Origin of the sequence: Collinsella aerofaciens (genome assembly GCF_039752985.1) — a bacterium.
In the GTDB taxonomy this organism is placed as follows: domain Bacteria; phylum Actinomycetota; class Coriobacteriia; order Coriobacteriales; family Coriobacteriaceae; genus Collinsella; species Collinsella aerofaciens_BT.
The window spans coordinates 1-25,482 of the sequence record NZ_JBDMHA010000036.1 but is presented as its reverse complement, the minus strand read 5'-3'; the positions used below and the strand labels follow the sequence as shown (position 1 = coordinate 25,482).

Below are 25,482 nucleotides of genomic sequence, written 5' to 3'. Positions count from 1 at the left end.
AACAATCGTCAATATCGGTCGGAGGGGTGGCTTTGTAAAGCCGTTTGTCTCCACCCGCGTAGCGGGTGGTTTAAAGCTGGCCGCTGCGCGGCCAGCGGACTAAAGTCTTGAAACCAGAAACGGCGCCGCTCCCGCGACGCCGTCATATTCCCTGGTGCCCCCGGGCGGATTCGAACCGTCGACACCCGCTTTAGGAGAGCGGTGCTCTATCCCCTGAGCTACGGAGGCATGTTGTACTAGTGTAGCAGATTTACCCCTTTGCCATGTAGCGCATGGCCACTCATCGAGAAGGCTCTATAGCGAATAGTTTCCGAGGGCAATCCTCAATATCGGAAAGAATAACCCGGAATAACGCGAAATAATGGGACAAGCTTTCCCAACTGGCCCTCAAAAGGAAAATGCATCCCGGAATGAGAACAAATTCCGGGATGCATTTTCCGCCATCTATCGCCAACGATTAGCTGTCTCTGTGGAAAAGGCTCTTGATGGCAGCGGGGATGCTCTTGGCGCCCTTGGTCGTTACGTCGATAAAATCGGGCGAACGCACGAGCTTATCCTCATCGACGTACTTACGGACCGCACGAAGCGTCTCTTTGTCATCGCGCGTCGTAAACGTAAAGTGGCCGTTATCCTTGGTAAAGATGGCAAAACGCGTGATCTTCTTGGTGCCGCGCAAAACCTCGGCGGCAATATAGTCGACCTCGTCCCACGGGATTTGAATATAATCCTCGGGATTGCGCTCGTTATAGTACTCGAACGCCTTATTGCCCACCATCACGTTACCGTGGCTGGTAAGCCCCATCAGGCAGGTTGCCGGCGTTGCCAGATCGACCGTGCTGTTCTGAGATTGCGCCATACGCGCCTCGCCCTCCAATTAAAACAATCGGACCGCATCCAGTGTACCCACCGGGTGCGGTCCGTTTCAATGGCTCAAAAGCCCTTACCTAGCAACTCTCGGTCTTAAGCCGAAGCGTGCTTACATGAAGCCGCAGAAGCGACCGATGATGCCGACGGCGAAGAGAGCCAGGATGATGACGATCGGGCTAACCTTCTTCTTGAGGAGCTTGCAGACCAGCAGGGTCAGGCACACGGCGGCAAGGCCGGGGATGAGCTGATCGAGGTTGGCCTGAAGCGTGGTGACCTTCATCTGATCAAGGGCGGTAGCACCGACGGAGTTGTACATCGTCAGCGCTTCCTTGATACCCTCGGAACCGGAAGGCAGGCTAGCCCAGTCGATAAAGGCGCCAGCAGACTGCTTGACCGTGGAGACGATCGGGGTGAAGGAAATGGACACCCAGCGCTCGACCAGGGCGCCGATGATGAACATACCCAGGATGGAAGCGCCCTCGGTGACCTTGCCCATCAGACCGCCGGAGAGGTCCTTGGCGATAGAGGAGCCGACCTTGTAGCCAAACTCCTGCGTGTACCACAGGAAAGCGTAACGGATGATGTTCCACGCGAAGAAGAACAGCAGCGGACCGACGATGCTGCCGGACATGGCCAGGGAAGCGCCCAGAGCGCCCAGAATCGGGCGAAGGGTGAACCAGAAGACGGGGTCACCGACGCCGGCGAGCGGACCCATCATACCGACCTTGACGCCCTGGATGGCGACGTCATCGATCGGAGCACCGTTGGCGCGCTCCTCCTCGAGGGCGAGGGTAACGCCAATGACGGGGGCGGAAACATAGGGGTGGGTGTTATAGAACTCCAGGTGGCGCTTAAGCGCGGCAATCTGGTCATCCTTGCTGGTGTAGAGCTTCTTGATCGCAGGGATCATTGCGAAGCACCAGCCGCCGTTCTGCATACGCTCGTAGTTCCACGAGCCCTGAAGGAACTGATGACGGAAGCAAACCTTCTTACGGTCAGCCTTGGTGAGCTGAATCTTGTTCTCTGCCATATGTATCACTCCCCTCCTACTCGTAATCGTTCAGAATGTCGCCGAGCGGGTCGCCGGAGCCACCGCCCGTGCCGCCACCCTGCTTGGCCAGATCCTTAAGGCCAAGGTAGATGAGGGCAAGGGAGATGCCGATGAGGCCAAGGGCGATCAGCGTGAGCTGAGGGATGGCAGCAAGGACAAAGCCGAGGATGAAGAACGGCCAGGTCTCCTTGGTGGCCATCATGTTGATGACCATGGCGTAACCGACGGAAGCGACCATGCCGCCGCCGACGGCCATGCCGCCGGACAGCCAGTCGGGCATAGCGTTAAGCGCGTTGGTAACAGCCTCGGCCGGGATAACGCACAGAAGTACTGCCGGGATGGCGATACGAAGGCCCTGCATGAGGATGGCAGCGTACTGCCAGCGCTCGATGCCGGAGAAGTCGCCCTTCTCGGCGCAACCGTCCATGGCGTGAGCGATAGCGGTAGCAATGGTACGGCAGATCATGGTCAGGAACAGACCAGCGACCGACAGCGGGACGGCGACGGCGATGGCCGCGGTAACGGCCTTGGCCGAATCAGTGGCGCCACCGTTGAGGGCGAGCACCATGATGATCGAAGAAGCGACCGAGGCCAGAGCGGCGTCAGGCGCGACGGCGGCGCCGACGTTAGCCCAGCCAAGGGCCATCATCTGGAGCGAACCGCCCAGGAGGATGCCCTCCTGAAGGTGACCGGTTACGAGACCGATAAGCGTGCATGCCACGAGCGGCTGATGGAACTGGAACTCATCCAGAATGCCTTCCATACCGGCAAGCAACGCGACAATCGCAACAAGCAGAATAGTGATTGCAGACATGTATCGGACCCTCCTTTACTATGCTTGAGCGGCCAGTTCGGCCTTAGCTTTCTTCAACATGGCGTCGAGATCCTCGGAGGAATCCGAAGGAACCTTGCGGACCTCGAACTTGACGCCCTTGGCCTTGAGGGCCTCGAGAGTCTTAACGTCGTCATCGCCCATGGCGACGGCGTTGGTGACGACGACCTTGCCCTTGGAGTGAGCCATGGAACCGATGTTGACTTCCTTGATGTCGACGCCGGCCTCGATGGCCTTGAGCAGATCCTGCGGGTTCTCGAAGAGCAGCATGGCCTTGGTGTCACCAAAGCGCGTGTCCTTGACGACCTCGGCCATCTTCTTGATGGGCACGACGTTGGCATGGACTCCCGGAGGGGCAGCCTGCTCGATCATGGTCTTGCGGAGCTCGTCGTGAGCAACGCCGTCGGAAACCACGATGATGCGGTTGGGGTTGATCTGCTTGGTCCACGTGGTGGCCACCTGACCATGAAGCAGACGGGTGTCGATACGGACGTGGGCAATCTTGATGTGCCCGTCGCCGATGACCGTTCCCGGAGGGATGGCGCCTGCAGGAGCAGCGGCGGCCGCAGCCGGCTTCTTCTCCTCGGGCTCCAGAGACTCGGGCTTGACGCGCACGCCAGCCTTAGCCTCAGTCACGAGATGTTTTGCGATCGCATGTGCAGTGTTCTTTGCGTCAAAGCGCTGCGAATATGCCTCGATGAGCATAGGCAGGTTGACACCGGTGACGATAGCCCAGGAATCATGGCCCTCGATGAGCCCGCTGATCTGGTTGAACGGCGTGCCGCCCCACAGATCAACGAGGAAGAGCACCTGCTCCTGGTCCTCGAAGGAAGCGATTGCTTCCTCGACCTTGGCACGGAAGTCGTCGGGGCCCATGCTCGGCTCGAGCGAGACCACGGCAACAGACGGCTGATCGCCAAAGACCATCGAGCCCGTCTGCTTGATTCCAGCTGCCAAGTCCCCGTGGCTAGCAAGAACAATACTTACCATCACATAACCTCCTTTTTGTCTACGTATTTCCTACACGACATGAAGGAAGTATACCTGTTTGGTTTGTGGAATTATAGCTAAATTCGCAAAAGGTTGGATTATTTGTTTAAACGTCTAAGTTTGTTACAAATTGATTACGTTGCCGGTTTACAGCTTATTGCCTGCTAAAACGTGATTTGCTGATTGCTTTCAAAGACATATAAAGGTGCACTGTTCGTTAAGACCGCTTTTAGGTGGATCCCAATGCGTCTGCGTGCCACCATTTTGTTTAAACAGACATGACTTGACTAACCGAAGCAAATATGTTTAGAACTCTAGCCCATGTAGTCATTGGATGTTAGGCGATGTGGAGAGGGTTGGCGGCGTCGACGGCATCGGGGGCGTCGGAAGGACCGTCGGGGACAGCGTCTGCCGGGTCCTCGTCGGGGGTCTCGATCTGTTTGATCATGACCTCTTGGCCCTGCAGCAAATAGGTCTCGCCGCTACCGCAATGGGGACAGGTCTTGCCGTGCTCGACCGTCGCGTAGTCGCGGCCGCACGCCTCGCAATGCGTCACGGCCTCGACAGGCTCCACGATAAGCTCCGCGCCCTGCGTGATAGGCTTTTTATCCGCCGCCCAGCGCCAAGCGTCGAGTAGTAGATCGGGGACGACGCCCGAGACCTCGCCCAGCAGCAGCGTGACGCTCGAAACGCGACGCACGCCATGAGCGCGCGCCACATTCTCAACATCGCGAATGATGTGATAGACGATTCCGAGCTCGTGCACTTTTAATTCCTTCCGCCGTTCTACCGAACGGCGGTCGGCTTGACGCTGCGCGAGCCCCAGACGGGCGATCTGCCTTTCAATCGTCGGGCATGGGCAAAAGCCCTATGCCCTCCTCTTTCAAGGCACCTCGCCACGCCTGGGACTCGCTCGCTGTCCAACCGCTCTCTGCGCCGTTCTCCTGCTTGTTGCGTTTCTTACTTCTTCCCGAATTTAATCTTGATGGCGCGCTTGAGCGCGTACTTGCCCAGGCTTGGAAGCTTTTGCTCGTATTTGACCATCGTGGAGCACTCGGGGCGGTCGCGATCCAGATGGATGGCGTCGAACGCGCACTTGGTGGTGCACAGGCCGCAGCCGATGCACTTGTTGGGGTCGACGATCGAGGCACCGCAGCCCAGGCAACGGGCGGTCTCGGCGCGCACCTGCTCTTCGGTAAAGGTCTCGACGTACTCGCTAAACGGCGCAGCCTTCTCGCGTTCGCGGTCCACATGCGCAACCTCGCGGCTCGCGTTGTCGTAGCTCTCGATCACGACATCGTCGCGGTCGAGCGCGGTGTAGCGGCGCTGGTTGCGGCCGATGGTGAGCGTGGAGCCCGGCTGCACAAAGCGATGGATGGACACGGCAGCCTCGTGGCCGGCGGCAATGGCATCGATGGCAAAGCTGGGGCCGGTGTAGACGTCGCCGCCCACAAAGATGTCGGGTTCGGCGGTCTGGTAAGTCTGGGGATCGGCCAGGGCGCCCTGGCCGCGGCCGAGCTCCACCTTGGAGCCAGCCAGCAGGTCGCCCCACACAATGGACTGGCCAATCGACATGACGACACGGTCGGCATCGACACGGCGCAGATCGTTCTCGTCGTACTCGGGCGCAAAACGGCCCTCGTCGTCAAAGACACGCGTGCAGCGCTTGAAGGTGATACCGCACACACGACCGGCCTCGTCCAGGTGAATCTCCTTGGGGCCCCAGCCGCAGCTGATGTGAGCGCCGTCCTCAACGGCCTCGCGACGTTCCTCCTCGCTGGCGGGCATCTGGACCTCGCTCTCCAGGCAGAACATCTCAACGTGCTCAGAGCCCAAACGGCAGGCGTTGCGGGCAACGTCGATGGCCACGTTGCCGCCGCCCACCACAATGGTGCGGCCGGACAGGGTATCGATCTTGCCGCTGTTAACCTCGCGAAGGAAGTCGACGGCCACGGTCACGTCCTCGGCATCCTCGCCCGGAATACCGGCAAGGCGGCCGCCCTGGCAGCCGATGGCCACGTAAAAGGCCTTAAAGCCCTGCGCGCGCAGCTCGTCGAGCGTCACATCACGACCGACCTCCACGCCATAGCGGAACTCGGCACCCATCAGGCGAATGATCTCGACCTCGGCCTCGATAACGTCCTTCTCCAGCTTAAAGCTGGGAATGCCGTAGGTGAGCATGCCGCCCGGGCGCTCGTTCTTCTCGAACACGACGGGCTTGTAGCCCTTCTCGGCCAGATAGAAGGCGCAGGACAGGCCGGCCGGACCGGCACCGATGATGGCGATCTTCTGATCGAAGCCGCCGGCGCGCGTCGGCGTAACCACGGGCGGGACGTAGCGGGTCGCGGCATCCAAATCGCGCTGGGCGATGAACTTCTTGACCTCGTCGATAGCCACGGCGGCGTCCACACGGCCGCGAGTGCAGGCATCCTCGCAGCGGCGGTTGCACACGCGGCCGCAGATGGCGGGCAGCGGGTTCTCGCGCTTAATGAGCGCCAACGCCTCGTCATAGCGACCCTGAGCCGCGAGCTTCAAATAGCCCTGAACGGCAACGTGCGCGGGGCAGGCCGTCTTGCAGGGAGCGGTGCCGGACTCATGCGTCTCGATGCGGTTGTCGTTGCGGTAGTTGGGCGACCACTTGGTGTGATCCCACTTGGTGGCATCGGGCAGCTCCTGGCGCGGATACTCGGGCACCTGTCCGCCGGCCTTTTTACTGCAGAGCTTCTGGCCCAGTTTGGCGGCGCCGGCCGGGCACACCTCAACGCAGCGACCGCAGGCAACGCACTTGTCCTTCTCGACCTTGGCGACATAGGCCGAGCGCGACAGGTTGGGTGTGTTGAACAGCTGAGAGGTGCGCAGGGCGTAGCACACGTTGATGTTGCAGTTGCAGATAGCGAAGATCTTGTTCTCGCCGTCGATATTGGTGATCTGGTGCACAAAGCCGTTGTCCTCGGCCTGGCGCAGGATGTCGTAGACCTCGTCGCGCGTCACATAGTGGCCACGGTCGGTCTCGACCACGTAGTCGGCCATATCGCCCACGGCGATGCACCAATCGGCCGGGTCGTCGGCGCAGCCCTCACCCATCACGCGACGGCTCGCGCGGCAGCTGCAGGTGCTAGCGGCATATTTGCCATCGTATTTGTCGAGCCAATGCTCGATATGCTCGATCGGCACCGACGTGCTTGCGGCATCGATAGCCTTCTCGACCGGAATGACATGCATGCCGATGCCGGCACCACCGGGCGGCACCATCGGAGTGGCCTTGGACAGCGGTCCCTTGGACGCCTGCTCAAAGAACTTGGCATAGACCGGGTGCTCCTCGAGCTGGCTCACGCGCATGTTGAGGAACTCGGCGGAACCCGGCACCAGCATGGGCAGCACCCACTGCTTGGCGCGCTCGGGGTTTTCCCAGTTGTACTCGAGCAGGCCCGTGTAGCTCATATCGTCGAGCATCTTCTCGATATCGGCTTCGGGCATGCCGGTGAGCTTGACCATCTCGGGCAGCGTATAGGGACGGCGCATCTTCATCTTGCAGAGCACTTCGGCCTGCTCGTCAGTCGCGGCCTCGGCAAACGACCAGTACTCGTAGCCCAGCAGCTCATCGCGATGCAGCAGACGGTTGGTGCAGTGCTCGCACAGCTTGACGATGGCCTCGCGCGGATGCTCCGGCAGCGGCGGCACGAACTCCGAACCGATGTCGGGCTCGGTGTAGCTAATCCCCGGTCCGTTGAGAATCATGGTTGTCCCTTCTCTTGCCACAGCCCGGCGAGACCGCGGCACCCCTCTTTTTTGCAGGCCGGGCATGCCCCCATGCCGTTCACCCGCCATTAGTTGACATTGTGTCAAAAATAGTATTGACGAACCGTCAACAATATTCAAGACTGTTAGGCGAACGGTCAGGCAAAAGAGGATGAAAGGCGGCAAAACATGGGCAACAACACAGCAGATACCTCTGTAGTCAATGCCGTTCCCGCATCCGATAGCGCGGCAAAGCGCCTGACGGGCGACGAACGCCGTCGCGAGATCCTCGATGCCGTGCGCACCGTAAGCTCCGAGCTGGGCGTGTCCCACCTATCGGTATCGGCCGTGACCAAGCGAGCCGGCTGCACGCGTTCATTGTTCTACCACTACTTTGCCGATATGGACGCCGCCGTCACCGCCGTCATGGACGAGGCGATCGACGGCTTTATCTCCGAACTCGAGCAGTGGAACGCCGACCGCACCGTCGGCGATATCGAAGGCGCGCTCGACACCGTCGCCCCGCTCTTTAAGCGCCTGGTCGCCAGCGGCCACGAGCTGCCGAGTACGCTCACCTCAAGCAGCGGCGCGCTCTACGGCGGCTTTTTGCACAACGTGGTCCAGCGCGTGGCGCAGTATATCTGCGACACCACCGTGGTGGATTTTGTCGCCCATCATGAGCTACGCATCGACCATGTCTACGAGACGTTCTACACCCTCATCATGGGGTTGTTGATGTATATCCGCACGCACCCCGATGTGCCCGACGAGACGGTCAAGGAAATCATCGCCTCGACACTCCACATCGAGGGCTATACCGCCAAGTATCCGGAGCGCAAGCCCCAGAACTGACGACATTTGGCCAAACTGCCCGCGATCAGAAGAGGGGCCGCGGGCGTGTGAAAGGAGAGCAGCATGCTGTTCGATGTTTGGGGTAGCGATACCCTTATCCACTGGGCCGGCTGGGCCATGGTCTTTATCGGCCTGATCGTGCTCAACGAGGTCGGCCGCCGCACCAAGCTGGGCGCGGCAATCATCTTTGGCGTGGCTCCGCTGGCCATGACCATCTACTGCGTCGCCATCGCCGTCGGCGTTTCGCAGGGTGCCGAGTGGGCGCTCACCAACCCCACCCATGTGTACCAGAACAGCTGGTTCCACTACGCCAAGGTGTACGCGGCGCTGGCCGGTTGCTGGGGCTTCATTGCCATTAAGTACCAGTGGGGCAAGATCGGCAAGGCGCATTGGTTCCGCGCGTGGCCGTTTGTGATCGTCGCCATCAACATCATGATCGCCGTCGTGTCTGACTTTGAGAGCGCCTATCACTTCTTTGTCCTGGGCGAGTCCACCTGGGTCACCTCCGAGGGCGCCACGCAGCTGGCCGGCTGGAACAACGTGTTCAACGGTATCGCGGGCATCATCAACATCTTCTGCATGACCGGTTGGTGGAGCGTCTACGCCTCCGAGGACAAGACCGACATGCTGTGGCCCGACATGACCTGGGTCTACATCATCGCCTACGATATCTGGAACTTCTGCTACACCTACAACTGCCTGCCCACCCACTCCTGGTTCTGCGGCTTTGCGCTGCTGCTGGCGCCCACCGTCGCCGCCTTTATCTGGAACAAGGGCGGCTGGATTCAGAACCGCGCCTTTACGCTGGCCATTTGGTGCATGTTTGCCCAGGTGTTCCCGTACTTCCAGGAGGAGTCCATCTTTGTGACGCACTCCACGCTCGATCCCGGCGCCGCCACCGCGGTCTCGGTCGCCGCGCTGGTCGCCAACGTCGCCGCGATCATCTACGTCGCCTACCGTGCCAAGAAGCTCGGCCGCAATCCCTACAAGCAGGATGTCTTTGAGGGCACCAGCGATTGGGAGAAGGCCACTGCCCGCCGCGCCAAGGTTGATTACGCGCACGCCGAGTAACATGTTGGTCGCTGTTGGCGCCTGGGCATAGGCCCGCCCGCCAGGTTTTTCATCCAATGCCTCGCAGAGCCCCCGGAAAGCGTTTCGCTCGCTTTTCGGGGGCTTTTGTCGTTGCGTCTCTATTCATCTATTCAAAAACATGCGCATATATAAAATCGGATTTCAAATCATGAGGCGGCTCTATGGGGTCCCGTTTTTGGGTACAGTGTTGTCCCGATATTGAGCTTGGGGGATGTATGAATGATGAGACGATGGGCCAAGAGGATGCGGCCCAAGATGCAGAAGCGTGTGCCGAGGCCCTGGAGAGCCTAGACCGGATTTCGCTTGACGATGTTGCGTTTGACGATTCGAGCGTTGATGTGCAGGATGAGCCGGAAATCGAGGCGCAGCCCGATGATCAGGATACAGGCGACGTTGAGCCTGCCGAGGATGAGGCAGATCACGAAGACACCGAAAGCGAGGCCGACGACCAGCCCGGATCCGACACGAGCGAGGAAACCATCTTGCTCGACAACTTGCCGGCCGAAGATTCGCTGACCCGCGAGCTCCCTGGCTTAGGCTCTGCGCCTGCCGTGGACGAGACCATCGCCATGGGCGATATTCCCCTACCGTCCGTTCCTTCGGCACGCGAAGCCGAGGTTCGTCACCGTAAGATGTCGCCCAAGCGCCGCAACCTGATGGTGGCAGGCGTCGTAGCCGTCGCGCTTGTCGCCGGCGGCGCAGGCTATGCCGCTTGGAATGGATACCGGCAAGAGCAGGCCGCCGTGGTTGCCGCAAACGCCCGTACCATGATGTCGGTGCAAATTGGCGTACATGCCGCGGGGCTCGACTGCTCAACTGGCTCCAAGATTCCCGTGCAGGTGAGCGGTCAGGATTCCGACGGTTCTTCCGTGAGCGAAACGCTCTACGTTGACGAGCACGGTCGCGGCATTAAGCTGCTGCCCGGCGATTACACGTTCTCCATCGCCGCCTCCCCCATCGCGGCCGACGGCACCATCTACACCGTCCCGACCACCAAGGCCCAGGTTACGGTCAAGAATGACGGGCAGGATCTGCGCGCTCAAGCCACCTTTAAGCTTAAGGTGCCCTCAGCCGACACGGTGACCGACGACCAGATCGATGCCGCCGCCAAGTACGCCGAGGAGGGCGGTGCGAGCTCCGCCGCGGCTGCCAAAGTGCTCCAGCAGGCAGCAACCGCGCGGCGCGACGCCGCCGTCAATGCCGTGAGCGCGCAAAAGGCACAGGCGTCCCGTGATGCTGACGCTCGCCACAAGGCAACCGACCTCTACCAGCTCGATATTCCCGTCGAGTGGTACGGCAAGGTCGCAACTTGGCAAAACGGAAGCACGCTATGCATCTATCTGGGCGACGACGCCAATACGCCGCTCGTGACGCTCGTCGCGGTGCGCGAGGGCGAGAGCTTTACGCCCGATGAAGGCGATACGGTTTTGGGTGCGGCCAATCTAGGCAACGGTTATACCGTCTACGCCAGCGGCCCCGTCTATCCGTACGTGGTGCCCCAGACCATCAACGGACGGACGCAGAACCCCGTGTCAACCTACCCCATGGACACGGCCATTGAGCTTGTCGAGCTTACGACCGGCAACCGCTATACGTATAGCCAGATCAAGAACGTGTTGGTCGGCAAAGACGGCAAGGCAGACACCGCGACCAAACTCGAGACCGACTACCTCGCCCAGATTCTCCTGCCGAGCATCAAAGCCCAGGACTAGCCTGGCGCAGCAAGGTGCTCCCCAACCGTGATGAAGGAGCCAGGAGGTCCTGATCCCACAGGTCCATAGATGATTAGGCAAGGAGCCACTTCCATGCGGGCACAACGTGTACCGCACCGTGCTCGCATGGAATATCGGCCTGCTCATCCATGGTAACGATTGCCGACTCGCCAAGATCGAACTGGGCCATCGAGGCATCAAGCGCGGCAATTTCGCGCTCGCGCGTTTTCTCACTTGCCATATCCACACTCACCTGAATCAGGCTATAAGCCCGCATGAGAAGTGCGTCCCCAGCCACAAAGTCCACCTCATGGCTTTTGCTCTTCTCTTTGATCAGCAGGCGGCAGACCGAGCCGGTCCTCACCGCGGGAGTCCTTCTTCTTAGCGCATTGAACACTGCGGTCTCGAGCCTCTGGCCCTGGTCCAATGCTGATGCGGGAGAGAATGCTCCAAACATCGCAGGGTCGACAGCGTAGACCTTAGACGCAGACCGCATGTTACTTGCCAATGAACGCGTGAACTCCGGCACAGAAAATAACAGGTAGGCATCCTCATAATACTCAAGTAAATCGCTGAGCGAATTACGACTGACGGGTATCTGTCTGCTCTTGAACTCGTTGTACACTTTGTTCACTGACAGCTCTCGTCCCGAAGATGCCATACACCGCGTCAAGAACAGCGATGCCAGGCGAGGGTTCTTGACGTCGTAACGTTCAACGACGTCCATGGCGACCGTTCGCGAAGCATATTCCTGTAGCAGCTGAATCGCGTCTGCAGGCGTCTGCTCAAGTGTCGCGATGAATCCCCCTTGTTCAAGATACCCGATCAGATGATGTCGAAGCAGCGCTGCATCGCTCGGGGAAAAGGTCGCATCTGGCTCGGGAACGCTCCCCGTCTTATATCGAACGTATTCCGAAAAACTCAACGGAAAAAGCTCTCGCACAAGGGAACGACCCCTGAACTCGCTCTTAAGTTCTGAGGACAGCATCTTAGAAGAAGATCCCGTCACATAGACGGTCGCTTTCTCCGTATCGACTACACGCCGCAGAAACGCACCCCATTCGGGGATTTCCTGGATCTCGTCAAAGAAAATGTAAGCGCCCTCGATTCGAGCAACAGGATACAGCGCATAGAACGTGTCGAGCACGTCCGCCAGCAGCGATGGCTCATACGGGCGCAAGCGCTCATCCTCAAAATTGAAGTAAAGCATCCGGTCAAGCTCGACGCCCCGGCTCTGAAGCCGCCGCATCTCCTGATACAGGCGATACGTCTTTCCACAACGGCGGGCCCCCACAATCACATTTACGATGTTGTCGCGCTTTGGCTCCTGTGGGTTTCCTAGATCAAGGTCTCGCTCAAAGACCTGCGGAACCCCCTGCTGTTCAAAGTCCTTTATTTTCTGGGCGATCAAGTCGTTGAATGCCATGATTCTCCAATCTTGCTCTCTAGCTAATCAAAATTATACTGATTCTTGATTAATTAGAGAGCAAGATTGTGTGTAGCTTGATTAACACTTAAGCAAGTTTTTTCACTATTACTGCTCGAAGGATGCCGAGTGGCTGAGAGGACAACCAAGCTCGAATGCGACTCCCTGGACAGTCGATTTGGGACGGGGCTTTTTTGACTACCCGTCCCAGAAAATCATCGCCAAATTAGCTACTTGATGCAACTAGCGCCAGGGGTCGGCTTCGAACAGCGGCTCGCGCTCGGGGCGGCGATCGCTGTAGGGATCGTAGCCGTCATCGTCCTCGTTCTCGGCACGGATGCAGGGGTCGCACGGCTTGGGCGCCGGTTTCGGCGCGGGCCTTGGTGCGGCGGACGCTATCTCAGCCGCCGGTGCGTTCGTCTTGTTCTCGTCTTTCATCTGCATAGCTCCTTGCATCGCATCCGTTCAACATTATCGATTGTCGCACGAAAAAGGGCGGCGGACCCAATTGGATCCGCCGCCCTTGGCGTTTAGAGACGGCTGGCAGATTTTAAGGCATGTCCCATAAATCTATTCGGCGTCGGGGACCTCATAGGTGGCCGCCGGCGTGTTGTCGCACACGACGGTAAAGCCGCCGTCCTTGTCGACATCGACCGTCACCTGATCGCCCTCACGCACCGTGCCATCGATGATAGCGGCGGCGATGGCATCCACGACCTCGCGCTGAACCAGACGCTTGAGCGGACGGGCGCCAAAGACCGGGTCCAAGCCGCCCACGGCGAGCATCTGCTTGGCCGCCGGGGTGATGGCAAGCGTCATGCGCTCCTTGGCCAGACGTGCACGGACGTCGGCGAGCTGAATATCGACGATCTTCTCGATCTGCGCCATGCCAAGCGGATGGAACACCACGATATCGTCGATACGGTTGAGGAACTCGGGACGGAAGGTCTGAGCCATGGCCGCGTCGACCTGATGGCGCATCTCCTCCTCGTTCTTGCCGGAAAGCTCAGCGATAGCCTTGGAGCCCACGTTAGACGTCATGATGATGATCGTGTTCTTGAAGGATACCTGGCGACCCTGACCGTCGGTCAGACGGCCGTCGTCAAGCACCTGCAGCAGCACGTTGAAGACATCCGGGTGAGCCTTCTCCATCTCGTCGAGCAAGATCACGGAATACGGACGACGGCGCACGGCCTCGGTGAGCTGGCCGCCCTCGTCGTAACCCACGTATCCCGGGGGCGCACCGATCAGACGCTGGACGCTGAACTTCTCCATGTACTCGGACATGTCGATACGCACGAGCGCGCGCTCGTCGTCGAACAGGCACTCGGCAAGCGCCTTGGCGAGCTCGGTCTTGCCCACGCCGGTGGGGCCCAGGAAGAAGAAGCTGCCGATGGGCTTGTCCGGGTCGGAGAGACCCGCACGGCTGCGGCGCACGGCCGCGGCAACGGCGGAGACGGCCTCGTCCTGACCGATGACGCGCTTATGCAGCTCGCCCTCCAAGCCCTTCAACTTGTCGAGCTCGCCCTGCATCATCTTGGAGACGGGCACGCCGGTCCAGGCGCTCACGACCTCGGCGATCTCATCGGAGGTCACCTGTTCGTTGAGGCCCTCGCCGTTCTGCTGCTTTTGTGCCTCGAGCGCGGCCTCGGAATCCTGAATCTGCTGCTGCAGGCCCGGAATCACGGAGAAGCGCAGCTCGGACGCACGGCCCAGGTCGCCGTTGCGCGTCGCTCGCTCCTCTTCGCTCTTGGCCTCGTCGAGCTGCCCTTTGAGCTCCTGCACGTGGTCGATGGCGTTCTTTTGGTTGAGCCAGCCAGCCTTTTGCACGTTGAGCTTTTCCTGGACCTCGGCGATCTCCTGGCGCAGGGCCTCCAGACGCTCCTTGGAGGCGTCGTCGGTCTCCTTCATGAGTGCCTGCTCCTCGATCTGCAGCTGGGTGAGCTGACGCGTGGTGGCGTCAATCTCGACCGGCATGCTGTCGAGCTCCATGCGCAGGCGGCTTGCGGCCTCATCGACCAGGTCGATGGCCTTGTCGGGCAGGAAACGGTCGGCGATGTAGCGATCGGAGAGGTCGGCAGCCGCCACGAGCGCGCTATCGGTGATATGCACGCCGTGGAAGATCTCGTACTTCTCCTTGAGGCCACGCAGGATCGAGATGGTGTCCTCGACGGTAGGCTCGCTCACCATAACGGTCTGGAAACGACGGGCGAGCGCCGCGTCCTTCTCGATGTACTTGCGGTACTCGTCGAGCGTGGTCGCGCCGATCGCGTGCAAGTCGCCACGGGCAAGCGCCGGTTTGAGGATGTTGCCGGCGTCCATGGAGCCCTCGGTGGCACCCGCGCCCACGATGGTGTGGAGCTCATCGATGAACAGGATGACCTTGCCTTCGGATTTTTGCACTTCTTTGAGCACGGCCTTTAAGCGGTCCTCGAACTCACCACGGTACTTGGCGCCGGCGACCAACGCGCTCATGTCGAGCTCGATGAGGTCGCGGTCGCGCAGGGTGCTCGGCACGTCGCCGGCCACGATACGTTGGGCGATGCCCTCGACGATGGCCGTCTTGCCGACGCCCGGCTCGCCGATGAGCACGGGGTTGTTCTTGGTGCGACGGGACAGGACCTGGATGGTACGGCGAATCTCGTCGGTACGGCCGATGACCGGATCGAGCTTGCCGGCGCGGGCAAGGTCGCAGATGTTGCGTCCGTACTGCTCCAGCGCCTCAAACTGAGTCTTGTCCTCGGCAGACGTCACGCGGTCATCGCCACGCAGCTCCTCGTAGACCTGCTCAATGCGCTCCTTGGTCACGCCGGCATCGCGCAGCACGCGGCCCGCCTCGCCCTTGTCTTCGGCAAGTGCCATCAGCAGATGTTCAGTCACCACAAAGCTGTCGCCCATCTTGGTGGCCTTCTTCTCGGCCTTCTCGATGACGCGGACGAGCTCGTTGGAAAGACCCATCTGCTGGCCCTCGCCGGAAACCTTGGGCGCGTGGTCAATGGCATCCTGCGTGGAGCGTGCAAGCTGAGCCGGGTCGGCACCGATGCGCTCGATGATCACGGAGATATTGCGCTCGCCGGCACCAAGCAGGGCAGACAGCAGGTGAATCGGCTCCACCGCGCCGGCCTGCGCGTCGGCAGCCGTGCTCATGGCGGTCTGCAGCGCCTCGCGCGACGTCATTGCTAGCTTATCGATTCTCATGGAATCACCTCTCTTGGGGTGGCCGCCCTACGGGGCGGCTTCACGTTGTTCGAGAAGTATTGTTGCCAGCTTTGTACGATCTTATACATAAATCTAAGTCTCTATATATAAGATTTTCTGAGTGATTGAAAGATAGGGAGCAGGTGCGCTCACCCGCTACGGCCTCGTCCCCTTACTATCTCAATCTGTAACATCTAGCGGCTGTTTATGGCTCTAGATGTTACAGATCGAGATGAAATGACCAGCGGCACCCGTTTATCTAAATCTGTAACATCTAGTCAGCAAATAGAGCTCTATCTGTTACAAATCGAGACGAACAGAAAACACCCGGATCAAAAATCTAAATCTGTAACACCAGGCCCACTTTTAGCGGCCAAGATGTTACAGATCGAGACAGACCGAAAACCACCACAAAGGGGACGGGTACCTTTGTGGTGGTTGCAGTCTCTATTTACTTGCCGAACCCGTGCTTCCCGATTCGCCGCTCCAGGGCATCTCATCCTCGAAGAGCCATATACGGGCAGACCCACTATCGCGTGCAGTCTGCGGGTCGGGCAAGCAGGTCTGTTCATAGGCATCTTGGATACACTGACCCATAAAATCGTTGAGCTCGGCCTGGTCGCCCTCCATGACATAGGCTGCATCGCCGGCCATGATGTAAATACCCGGACCCTCATTGCCCTCGTAACCCGGATCGTACGAGACATCACATAACTTTGCGCCGTTTGCAGTGTCCAGCTCGATGGAAGAGTGACATCCGCCAACCATGTCGTTCGCTTTTGCCCGATAGGACGCATATCCGTACCAACGCTTAAATGTTTTGCCCTTGAGTAGCTCGGACGCCCTATCGATCAGGCTTGTATCCGTGGTATAGCGCATGGCCCCAAGCTGAATACTCGGATAATTGCTAATACCCAGCACAGCCGGCTGCTCATCAAAATCAACGGTAATGGTCTCGGGCTTGTCGTCGCCGGTCAGAAGTTCGACAGATTGAGCCACAGGCTTGACCAACGGCTCCGTCACCGCAGCAGGTAGAAATGCCATACCGACAGCGCCCGCGCCAACCACAGCGATCGCAAGCGCCAAGACAATCAATCCAATACGGGCAGAACGGCTCACGGCAAAACACCCCACAATGCAAACCTTCGCCACCTGCACTAATGATACCGCCAGCTAACACTATTACCAAAAGAAGCCGCGCGCTCCTCACCACCACAAAGGGGACAGGCACCTTTGTGGTGGTTTTCGACGCTAACGGTCGACCATCTCGCGCCATGAGATTAAACTTGAATTGTTCTCTGAACATATCCATTTCTGCCTATCCTCAACAGATCTTTGTCTCGAGGAGCGCATATGAAGCCGTCTCATTCCACCGGTCGCAACGTCATCGCCATTCTCGCCATACCCATCGTGATGCTCTTCCTTATCGTCGCCACGCCCTTTTCCCTTGGTATCGCCTCGCCCTTCGATCTTTGCGGGATGATCGACGCCGGCTCGCGTGCCACCTCGCTCTCCTTTGTCTGCCGTGGCGTGTTCTACGAATATGCAATTCCCACCGGAAGTTGGCAGTCCAAGTTACCGTTGCTCGGCAAGGTCGACGGATGCTCCCCCTATTTCTGCCTTGAACCTCAGGCGCTAAACTATCTGATCGACGACCAGCCCCTCGACTCCATCACCCTCGCCTACGACTACGCACCAAACACCGATGAGCGCCACATGAACCAAGTCCTCGACAAGATGCTTGGACAGTGCGGGCTCACCGAGGAGGCCGGTCGAACCATCTATAGCAACCAGCAATTAAAGCGAACAGAACTCCGCCGTGTCGGAAAAATCAAAGGGCGAAACGGGGCTGCCTACTGGCAGGCCTGGGCGACACGCGACAAGAGCGAATTCGGGCACAGCACCTATACGGTCACCGTCTACACCGAAGATGGAATCAAGGACGGTGTTGACGATTTCGCGTCATCCAAACTCGGCATCCCCAAAACAACCAAACCCGCCAGCCCAGATGAAATTCTGTAGAGACGCTCATTAGAATGTCGTTCAACGAGCACGGCAACATCGAGCTCGCCCCCACCACCATAAAGGAGACAGGAGCCTTTGTGGTGATCTTCGGTCCCGGCGTTCACCATCTCAATCTGTAACATCTAGCGGCCGTTTTTGGGTCCAGATGTTACGGATCGAGATGAATTGTTCAGCAGTGCCCGTTTATCTAGATCTGTAACAACTACTCGGCAAATAAGGGTCTACCTATTACAGAACGAGACAAACCGCGACCGCCACAAAGGTGCCTGTCCCCTTTGTGGCGGTTTTCGACAAAAAAGAAGCCGCCCCGATAACAGGAGCGGCTTCAAGCAAGTCTATTTTTAGCGTCCCTCAAGACCCAACGAGAACGCAGAAATGTAGCCCGGGGCTTACCCTTTCCCGAACGCGACCCTCGCGAAGCGCGTGAGCGGGCGGGAAAGGGTAAGCCCCGGGCGGACAATTAAGTGCGTTACTCGGCAGCGGCCTTGAACTTGTTGTAGTTGATCAGGCAGCCGGCCTTGACGATAGCGCGCTCCTCGGCCGTCATGTCGGCAATGTAGAGCTCAATCTGCTCGACCGCACCGTCGGCACGCACCACGTAGGCAGCGATGTCCTTCAGGTCGCCATCGAGCGCGGCGCGGATACCCGGCACAAAGACGTAGTCGCCCACCTCAAAGTTGGGCTCGGCCTCCATCTGGAAGGGCACCATGCCCCAGTTCATCACGTTGGAGCGATAGCGCTTGGTGGCGTACTCGTGGACGATGTTTGCCAGGCCGCCGATGACGCGCTGGCAGCTCGCGGCCTGCTCGCGGGCAGAACCGTCGCCGGGCTTCTTGGCATAGAGCATGGAGCCGTACTCGGTCGCCTTGGCATCGGCCGCGACGCCGGCGCCGGCCAGTGCCTCAAACACGCCGGCAAGCTCGGCATCGAGCGCCGCCAGGTCGCCCGCGGCTTCACCGGCGACGCGACGCTTCTCCACGGCGTCGACCTCCTTGGAACGGCCCACATAGGCAGGGTCGCGGCGGCTGAGCGTAAACTCGGCCAGCCCCAGCGGATTGGAGCGGAAGGAGCTCGTCTCGCCCGAAGGAATGAGCTCGTCGGTCGTGGTGACCGGGTCCATGATCTTGGAGCACACCTTGAGCAGAATGTCGTCGCCGAGGGGCTCCATCGCGGGCCACGGCTTGATGTTGGGGCCCTCGACCAGCTCGTCGGCAGGCTCCGCCTTGCCAAAGCCCCAGTACACGCGCTTCTTGTACGGCGCGTCGTCAAAGGTGTACTCGCAGGCCTCGTCCCAAGTCTCCTCGGGCAGGTCGGTCGCCGGCGTCAGGACGCCGCCGTTGGCAGCCGTCGCCGCAATGGAGCGGGCGTCCATCAGGGCCACGGCGCTCAGCTGGCCATTACCCGGCTTGGAACCCTCGCGGTTGGGGAAGTTGCGCGTGGTGTGGCGGATGGACAGGCCGTTGTTAGCGGGCGTGTCGCCGGCACCGAAGCACGGGCCGCAGAACGCCGTGCGCACGATCGCGCCGGCCTCCATAAGGTCGTAGATGTAGCCGCGACGCGTGAGCTCGAGCGCCACGGGCTGGCTCGTGGGATAGACCGACAGCGAAAACTCGCCGCAGCCGGTGTTGGCGCCCTTGAGCACGCGGGCAGCCTGGACCACGGAGTCGTAGTTGCCGCCCGAGCAGCCAGCGATAACGCCCTGCTGCACGTGCAGCTTGCCGTCGACGATCTTGTCGAGCAGGCTAAAGTGCGTCTTGCCCTCGCCGATCTTGGCGGCCTCGAGCTCCACCTCATGCAGGATGTCCTCGAGGTTCTCGTTGAGCTCGTCAATCTCAAAGCCGTTGGAAGGATGGAACGGCAGCGCGATCATGGGCTTGATGCTCGACAGGTCAACCTCGACGCAACCGTCGTAGTAGGCGACATCGGCGGGCTTGAGCTCGCGGTAGTCGTCGCCGCGGCCGTGTATGGTCAGGAATGCGTGCGTGTCCTCGTCGGTGGCCCAGATGCTCGACAGGCAGGTGGTCTCGGTGGTCATGACGTCGACGCCGTTGCGGTAATCGGTCGTCATGCTTGCGATGCCCGGGCCCACAAACTCCATGACCTTGTTCTTGACGTAGCCCTTGGCAAAGACGGCGCGGATGATGGCGAGCGCCACGTCGTGCGGGCCGACGCCGGGGCGCGGGGCGCCCGTGAGGTAGATGGCAACGACACCGGGATAGGTGACATCGTAGGTGTCGCGCAGCAGCTGCTTTGCCAGCTCGCCACCGCCCTCGCCCACGGCCATGGTGCCCAGAGCGCCGTAGCGGGTGTGCGAGTCGGAGCCCAGGATCATCTTGCCACAGCCGGCGAAATTCTCACGCATAAAGGAGTGGATGACGGCGATGTGCGGCGGGACGAAGATGCCGCCGTACTTCTTGGCAGCCGAGAGACCAAAGACGTGGTCGTCCTCGTTGATGGTGCCGCCCACGGCGCACAGCGAGTTGTGGCAGTTGGTGAGCACGTAGGGCAGCGGGAACTGCTCCATGCCCGAGGCGCGCGCCGTCTGGATGATGCCGACAAAGGTGATGTCGTGGCTCGCCATGGCGTCGAAGCGAATCTTGAGCGCCTCGGGGTCGCCGGACGTATTGTGTGCCTGGAGGATCGAATACGCGATGGTGCCGCGCTTGGCATCCTCGGGCGTCTGCGTAATACCGCGCTCGGCAGCCTCGGCCTCAGGCACAACCTCGCTGCCGTTACGCAGGTAGATGCCGTCCTCGTACAGCTTGACCATACTGTCTCCCACTCTGCCCGAAAGGCTCGGGCGCATAGCATACATTCATTCAATATCGTGCCATAGAACAGTTGCAAGTGGGTTACGAATCTGCACGTTCACTTTATCTCAGTAAAGTACATGACAAGCATCTTTCGCCAATCTCTTGACAAGGAGTGTCCCAAAGTGCCGGCACATAAGGAACGTCCCCAAGTGCCAAATACCGCAAGAGTGTCCCCCTTGACCACTCATTTAAGAACGTCCCCAATGACTACCGCATCCGGAGCAAGGCAACGCCGCAGGTAGAGGACGGACAGCGAGCGACGTCCAGGGCGAACAAGTTGGCATGAAAAAGGCGAGGCATTGACCTTCTGGTCATGCCTCGCCTTTTGAATGACAAATTGTCGCCCTGGGCGGCGCGCAGCGTCGGCCGGTTACGGCGTTTGGTAAAACGCCGTAACCTAGAGATCCCCGCCCGCGCCCAAAAGTTTGCGCATGACCTGTTCGGGGTTGACCGAGCCATCGCGCGGGGCCAAGGCGGTGATCTTCTTCTGCATCTTGTACTCGTGCAGCTCGTCCTCGAGCTGGCGCACGCGGGCACGGAGCTTTTCGTTCTCGCGCTCGCGCTCCTCGGCACGCTCCTTCATATCGAGAATGCGCACCACACCGGCAAGGTTGATGCCCTCGTCGGTCAGCTGGTTGATGAGCTCCAGGCGCTCGATATCGGCACGCGAATACAGACGCGTGTTGCCGCCCGAGCGCTGGGGGTTCACCAGGCCCTTGGACTCGTAGACGCGCAGAGTCTGCGGATGCATGCCGGTCAACTCGGCCGCCACGCTGATCATGTACAGCGGTTTATTCCTATTGTCCTCGGCCATGCTACCTGACCCCTTTCCGTCTCGTTATCGTCCATCATAAGCCCGCAGGCGCGGGCGTGTGCCGCGACCGCCCTAGTACGTCGCCTTGTAACGGTTGACCTTCTCGCGATAGTCGCGTGTGTCGGCCTCGCGCAGTTTGGTCATGGCATCGCGCTCGTCATCAGACAAGTTCGTGGGAACCTGCACCTTGATCTCGACGAGCAGCGCGCCCGTACGGCCACGGTGTTTAACGTCGGGCGCGCCCATCTCCTTAAAGCGGAACTTCTTGCCCGTCTGGGTACCCGCGGGCACCTTCAGACGAACCGTCGCACCAGCGGGCGTCGGCACGTCCACCGTGCAGCCGAGCGCCGCCTCGTAGACCGAGACCGGTACCTCCATGGTCACGTCGGCACCTTTGCGCTTAAACAGCGGGTGCTCCTCCACATGCGTGGTCACGACCAGGTCGCCACGCTCGCCACCCGCAACTCCGTACTCGCCGCGACGCTTGTAGCGTAGCTTGCCGCCGTCGACCGCGCCCGCGGGCACCGAGACCGTAATGGTCTGCTGCTCGCCTGTCGAGGGAATGCGATAGGTGACTTTGTGCGTCACGCCGCGAAACGCGTCCTCGGCCGTCACATCGACGGTCAGCGACAGGTCGCCGCCCTTGCGCGCGCGGTTGCGACCCGCACCGGCACCGGCAGCGCCCGCAGCCCCGGCAAAGCCCGAGCCCCAATCGCTGCCCCAAGCGCCGTTGCCGCTAAAGATGCTGTCGAAGATATCGCCCCAGCCACTGGCGCCCGCGCCGGCACCGTAGCCACCGCCATACGCGCCGCCCGCGCCCGGCATGCCGCCAAACATGAGCATCTGGTCGTACTCTTTGCGCTTCTTCTCGTCCGAAAGCGTCTCGTAGGCCTCGCTGATCTCCTTGAACTTGGCCTCGTCGCCGCCGGCATCGGGGTGATATTTTTGCGCGAGCTTGCGAAACGCGCTCTTGATCTCTTTGTCGGAGGCGCTCTTGGATACGCCCAGGATGTCATAGAAGGTTTTGCCTGCAGCCATCGTAGCTCCTCTCCTGTTACATCCGCCGTCCCTGCGGACGGCGGCTCATGCTGTCACATGGCACTTGGCCAGAAAGGGCCCCGGGTGTTGCCCCGGGGCCCTTCTCAATTACTCCTCGGTGCTCTCGGCCGTATCGGCCGTAGCATCCTCGGGCGCCGCTTCGGGCTCCGGTGCGGGGCGCTTCTCGCCACCGTAGGTCACCGTCACCATGGCGGAACGCAGGATGCGATCCGCCATGCGGTAGCCCTTCTGGTACACATCGTTGACGGTCTCGTCGTACTGCGATGCGTCCTCGACACGCCCCACAGCCTGGTGCTCGAGCGGATCGAACGCCTCGCCCTTGGGGTCTATGGGCTCAACGCCCTCGTGCGCAAACACATCGAGCAGCTTGGCATGCACCGCGTCAACGCCATCGACGAACTGCTTAAAATCGTCGGAAAGCTCCTGGCCACGGGCATGGTCAATTGCACGCTCGATATCGTCAACCACCGGCAGCAGCGCAGTGACGAGCTTCTCGGTCGCGCGCTCGCGCTCGGCGATGCGCTCGTTGGCGGTGCGGCGACGGAAGTTCTCCCAGTCGGCCTGCAGACGGGCGGTACGCTCGGTGGCGTCCTTTGCCTTGTCCTCGGCGGCCTTCTGAGCCTCTGCCGCAGCATCGAGCTCATTGCGCACGTCGGCAAGCTCTTTCTGAGCCTGCTCGAACTTGAGCTTAAAGTCGTTGTCGGCGGCTTCCTCACCGGCGCGGATAGCGGCTTCCACCATCTCGTCCTCGGTCATCGTCGCCTCCTTGTTGGAATCCTCTACTTGGTTCTCGGCAGCCTCGGCGGCCGGGGCCTCGTTGGCCTCGGTAACGTCTGCGGCCTCTACGGGAATCTTCACGTCCTTCTCCTCAGAGTCAACGGGGGCGGCACCAACGGCGGCCGCCTCCGTGCGAGCTTTACGGGCGGACATGATTATTTGTCCTCGTCGTCCACAACCTCGTAGTCGGCGTCGACAACGTCATCGTCGGCAGGCTGGGCGCCAGCGGCACCGTCGGTCTGCTGCTGAGCGTCGGCATAGACAACCTGGGCCAGCTCGTAGGCCACGGACTGCAGGGACTCGCCGGCGGCCTTGATGGCCTCGACGTCAGAGCCCTCGAGCGCCTTCTTGGCGTCGGCGATAGCGGCCTCGGCCTTGGACTTCACGTCGGCGGAAACCTTGTCGCCCAGCTCGTTGAGGGTCTGCTCGGTGGAGTAGCACAGACTGTCGGTCTGGTTGCGGACCTCGACCTCTTCCTTCTGCTTCTTGTCCTCCTCGGCATGAGCCTCGGCGTCCTTGACCATACGATCGACTTCGTCGTCGGACAGAGCAGTGGAGCCGGAAATGGTGATCTGCTGCTCCTTGCCGGTGCCCTTGTCCTTAGCGGAGACCTTGACGATACCGTTGGCGTCGATGTCGAAGGTGACCTCGATCTGCGGCACGCCGCGGCGGGCAGCCGGGATACCGGTCAGCTGGAACTTACCGAGCGACTTGTTGTCGCGGGCAAGCTCGCGCTCGCCCTGGAGCACGTTAATCTCGACGCTGGTCTGGTTGTCGGCAGCGGTGGAGTAGACCTCGGTCTTGGAGGTCGGGATCGTGGTGTTGCGGTCGATCATCTTGGTCATGATGCCGCCCATGGTCTCGACGCCCAGCGACAGCGGGGTAACGTCGAGCAGCAGGATGCCCTCGACGTCGCCGGTGAGCACGCCGCCCTGGACGGCAGCGCCGTCGGCAACGACCTCGTCGGGGTTCACGGACATGTTGGGCTGCTTGCCGGTCATGGTCTTGACGAGCTCCTGGACGGCGGGCATACGGGTGGAGCCGCCGACGAGGATGACCTCGGTCAGATCGGAGAGCTTAAGCTTGGCGTCGCGCAGGGCGTTGGTGACAGGCTGCTTGCAGCGCTCGAGCAGGTCGCGGGTGATCTTCTCGAACTCGGCGCGGGTCAGCGTGTAGTTGAGGTGCAGCGGGCCGGACTGGTTCATGGTAATGAACGGCAGGTTGATGGTGGTCTGCTGGGCGGCGGAGAGCTCCTTCTTGGCGTTCTCGGCGGCCTCCTTCAGACGCTGCAGGGCCATGGGGTCCTGACGCAGGTCGACACCGTTCTCCTGCTGGAACTTATCGGCCATCCAGTCGATGACGCGCTGATCCCAGTCGTCGCCGCCCAGGTGGTTGTCGCCCGAGGTGGACAGAACCTCAAACACGCCGTCGGCGAGGTCGAGGATGGAGACGTCGAAGGTGCCGCCGCCCAGGTCGAAGACCAGGATGCGCTGGTCGGTGCCCTGCTTGTCCAGGCCATAGGCAAGAGCAGCAGCGGTCGGCTCGTTGACGATACGCTTGACGTTGAGGCCGGCGATCTTACCGGCGTCCTTGGTGGCCTGACGCTGGGCGTCGTTGAAGTAGGCCGGGACGGTGATGACGGCGTCGGTGACGGTCTCGCCCAGATACTTCTCGGCGTCGGCCTTCATCTTGGCGAGCGTCATGGCGCTCACCTGCTCGGCGGTGTAATCCTTGCCCTCGATGTCGACGACGGCACGGCCACCCTGGCCCTCCTTGACCTCATACGGCACGGTCTTGATCTCGGAGGTGCACTCGGAGTACTTGCGGCCCATGAAGCGCTTGATGGAGAACACGGTGTTCTTGGGGTTGGTGACAGCCTGGTTCTTAGCGGCCTTACCCACGACGCGGTCGCCGTCGGCACGGAAGCCCACAACGGACGGGGTGGTGCGGTCGCCCTCGGCGTTCACGATAATGGTCGGAGAACCGCCCTCGAGGACGGCCATTGCGGAGTTAGTAGTACCAAGGTCGATACCAAGAATCTTGCCCATTAGAAATTCCCTCTCTCTTGTGCGTTTGCACCGACTCGGCGGTCTGCCGAGCGGTGTTTCGGCTTGTCTTTCAGGATGTAGTGTATCCCCTTATGGGCCGGAATATACAAAATCTAAGTCAATTCATATAAGATTTCTTATTGCCGAGAGTTTAGGTTCGCAAATACGCAGGTAGACGCACTGTTTGA

19 protein-coding genes and 1 tRNA gene are annotated in these 25,482 nt (G+C 60.5%); 4 read left to right on the top strand and 16 right to left on the bottom strand.

What is annotated here, in order from left to right:
- Positions 1-152 precede the first annotated feature (152 nt).
- The 7 genes from ABHR76_RS06200 to ABHR76_RS06170 all read right to left on the bottom strand — a co-directional run bounded on the left by ABHR76_RS06200 (position 153) and on the right by ABHR76_RS06170 (position 7,478).
- Positions 153-228, bottom strand: a tRNA-Arg gene (locus ABHR76_RS06200).
- A 229-nt stretch (positions 229-457) separates the two neighbouring features.
- The gene (locus ABHR76_RS06195; RefSeq protein ID WP_035136640.1) at positions 458-856 is read right to left on the bottom strand and encodes a DUF956 family protein; all 399 of its coding nucleotides are present in this window, start codon (positions 854-856) and stop codon (positions 458-460) included.
- Between the two features lie 120 nt (positions 857-976).
- Positions 977-1,897, bottom strand: coding sequence for a PTS system mannose/fructose/sorbose family transporter subunit IID (locus tag ABHR76_RS06190; protein ID WP_055310058.1), 921 nt, complete (start codon positions 1,895-1,897; stop codon positions 977-979).
- 16 nt (positions 1,898-1,913) lie between these two features.
- Entirely contained in the window at positions 1,914-2,732 is an 819-nt protein-coding gene (locus ABHR76_RS06185) for a PTS mannose/fructose/sorbose transporter subunit IIC (RefSeq protein WP_035136637.1), read from the bottom strand.
- A gap of 18 nt (positions 2,733-2,750) precedes the next feature.
- On the bottom strand, positions 2,751-3,740 hold the full coding sequence (locus ABHR76_RS06180) for a PTS sugar transporter subunit IIB (RefSeq protein ID WP_006235196.1): 990 nt from the start codon (positions 3,738-3,740) through the stop codon (positions 2,751-2,753).
- A gap of 337 nt (positions 3,741-4,077) precedes the next feature.
- A complete protein-coding gene (locus ABHR76_RS06175) occupies positions 4,078-4,506 on the bottom strand; it encodes a hydrogenase maturation nickel metallochaperone HypA/HybF (RefSeq protein WP_195569004.1) in 429 nt (142 codons plus the stop codon).
- A 194-nt stretch (positions 4,507-4,700) separates the two neighbouring features.
- On the bottom strand, positions 4,701-7,478 hold the full coding sequence (locus tag ABHR76_RS06170) for an FAD-dependent oxidoreductase (protein WP_346977078.1): 2,778 nt from the start codon (positions 7,476-7,478) through the stop codon (positions 4,701-4,703).
- A gap of 189 nt (positions 7,479-7,667) precedes the next feature.
- Here ABHR76_RS06170 and ABHR76_RS06165 point away from each other — a divergent pair, with 189 nt between their 5' ends.
- From ABHR76_RS06165 to ABHR76_RS06155, 3 genes are all read left to right on the top strand, one after another.
- Positions 7,668-8,330: a TetR/AcrR family transcriptional regulator gene (locus ABHR76_RS06165; RefSeq protein ID WP_346977077.1), complete on the top strand. Its 663-nt coding sequence runs from the start codon at positions 7,668-7,670 to the stop codon at positions 8,328-8,330.
- 63 nt (positions 8,331-8,393) lie between these two features.
- Complete coding sequence (locus tag ABHR76_RS06160) at positions 8,394-9,401, top strand: DUF5692 family protein (protein WP_271759228.1); 1,008 nt, start codon at positions 8,394-8,396, stop codon at positions 9,399-9,401.
- Between the two features lie 236 nt (positions 9,402-9,637).
- On the top strand, positions 9,638-11,134 hold the full coding sequence (locus tag ABHR76_RS06155; RefSeq protein WP_346977076.1) for a hypothetical protein: 1,497 nt from the start codon (positions 9,638-9,640) through the stop codon (positions 11,132-11,134).
- A 73-nt stretch (positions 11,135-11,207) separates the two neighbouring features.
- Here ABHR76_RS06155 and ABHR76_RS06150 read toward each other — a convergent pair whose 3' ends face one another.
- The 4 genes from ABHR76_RS06150 to ABHR76_RS06135 all read right to left on the bottom strand — a co-directional run bounded on the left by ABHR76_RS06150 (position 11,208) and on the right by ABHR76_RS06135 (position 16,877).
- Positions 11,208-12,560: an ATP-binding protein gene (locus ABHR76_RS06150; RefSeq protein WP_195625031.1), complete on the bottom strand. Its 1,353-nt coding sequence runs from the start codon at positions 12,558-12,560 to the stop codon at positions 11,208-11,210.
- Between the two features lie 243 nt (positions 12,561-12,803).
- Positions 12,804-13,004 carry a hypothetical protein gene (locus tag ABHR76_RS06145; protein ID WP_271730010.1) on the bottom strand — a complete coding sequence of 67 codons (201 nt, stop codon included), beginning with the start codon at positions 13,002-13,004 and terminating at the stop codon, positions 12,804-12,806.
- Positions 13,005-13,130: 126 nt separating this feature from the next.
- Positions 13,131-15,758, bottom strand: coding sequence for an ATP-dependent chaperone ClpB (gene clpB / locus ABHR76_RS06140; RefSeq protein ID WP_346977075.1), 2,628 nt, complete (start codon positions 15,756-15,758; stop codon positions 13,131-13,133).
- A 447-nt stretch (positions 15,759-16,205) separates the two neighbouring features.
- Positions 16,206-16,877 (bottom strand): hypothetical protein, encoded by a 672-nt coding sequence (locus tag ABHR76_RS06135; RefSeq protein ID WP_346977074.1) that lies wholly within the window; start codon positions 16,875-16,877, stop codon positions 16,206-16,208.
- A gap of 234 nt (positions 16,878-17,111) precedes the next feature.
- Here ABHR76_RS06135 and ABHR76_RS06130 point away from each other — a divergent pair, with 234 nt between their 5' ends.
- Complete coding sequence (locus tag ABHR76_RS06130) at positions 17,112-17,780, top strand: hypothetical protein (protein ID WP_346977073.1); 669 nt, start codon at positions 17,112-17,114, stop codon at positions 17,778-17,780.
- 472 nt (positions 17,781-18,252) lie between these two features.
- Here the strand turns inward: ABHR76_RS06130 and ABHR76_RS06125 are convergent, their stop codons facing one another.
- The 5 genes from ABHR76_RS06125 to dnaK all read right to left on the bottom strand — a co-directional run bounded on the left by ABHR76_RS06125 (position 18,253) and on the right by dnaK (position 25,294).
- Complete coding sequence (locus ABHR76_RS06125; protein WP_346977072.1) at positions 18,253-20,553, bottom strand: hydratase; 2,301 nt, start codon at positions 20,551-20,553, stop codon at positions 18,253-18,255.
- Between the two features lie 440 nt (positions 20,554-20,993).
- On the bottom strand, positions 20,994-21,410 hold the full coding sequence (locus ABHR76_RS06120; protein ID WP_006235210.1) for a heat shock protein transcriptional repressor HspR: 417 nt from the start codon (positions 21,408-21,410) through the stop codon (positions 20,994-20,996).
- A 72-nt stretch (positions 21,411-21,482) separates the two neighbouring features.
- Complete coding sequence (locus ABHR76_RS06115) at positions 21,483-22,448, bottom strand: DnaJ C-terminal domain-containing protein (RefSeq protein ID WP_346977071.1); 966 nt, start codon at positions 22,446-22,448, stop codon at positions 21,483-21,485.
- Between the two features lie 108 nt (positions 22,449-22,556).
- Positions 22,557-23,399, bottom strand: a complete 843-nt coding sequence (locus tag ABHR76_RS06110; protein ID WP_346977070.1) for a nucleotide exchange factor GrpE — start codon at positions 23,397-23,399, stop codon at positions 22,557-22,559.
- 2 nt (positions 23,400-23,401) lie between these two features.
- A complete protein-coding gene (dnaK, locus tag ABHR76_RS06105; protein WP_006235214.1) occupies positions 23,402-25,294 on the bottom strand; it encodes a molecular chaperone DnaK in 1,893 nt (630 codons plus the stop codon).
- Positions 25,295-25,482 lie beyond the last annotated feature (188 nt).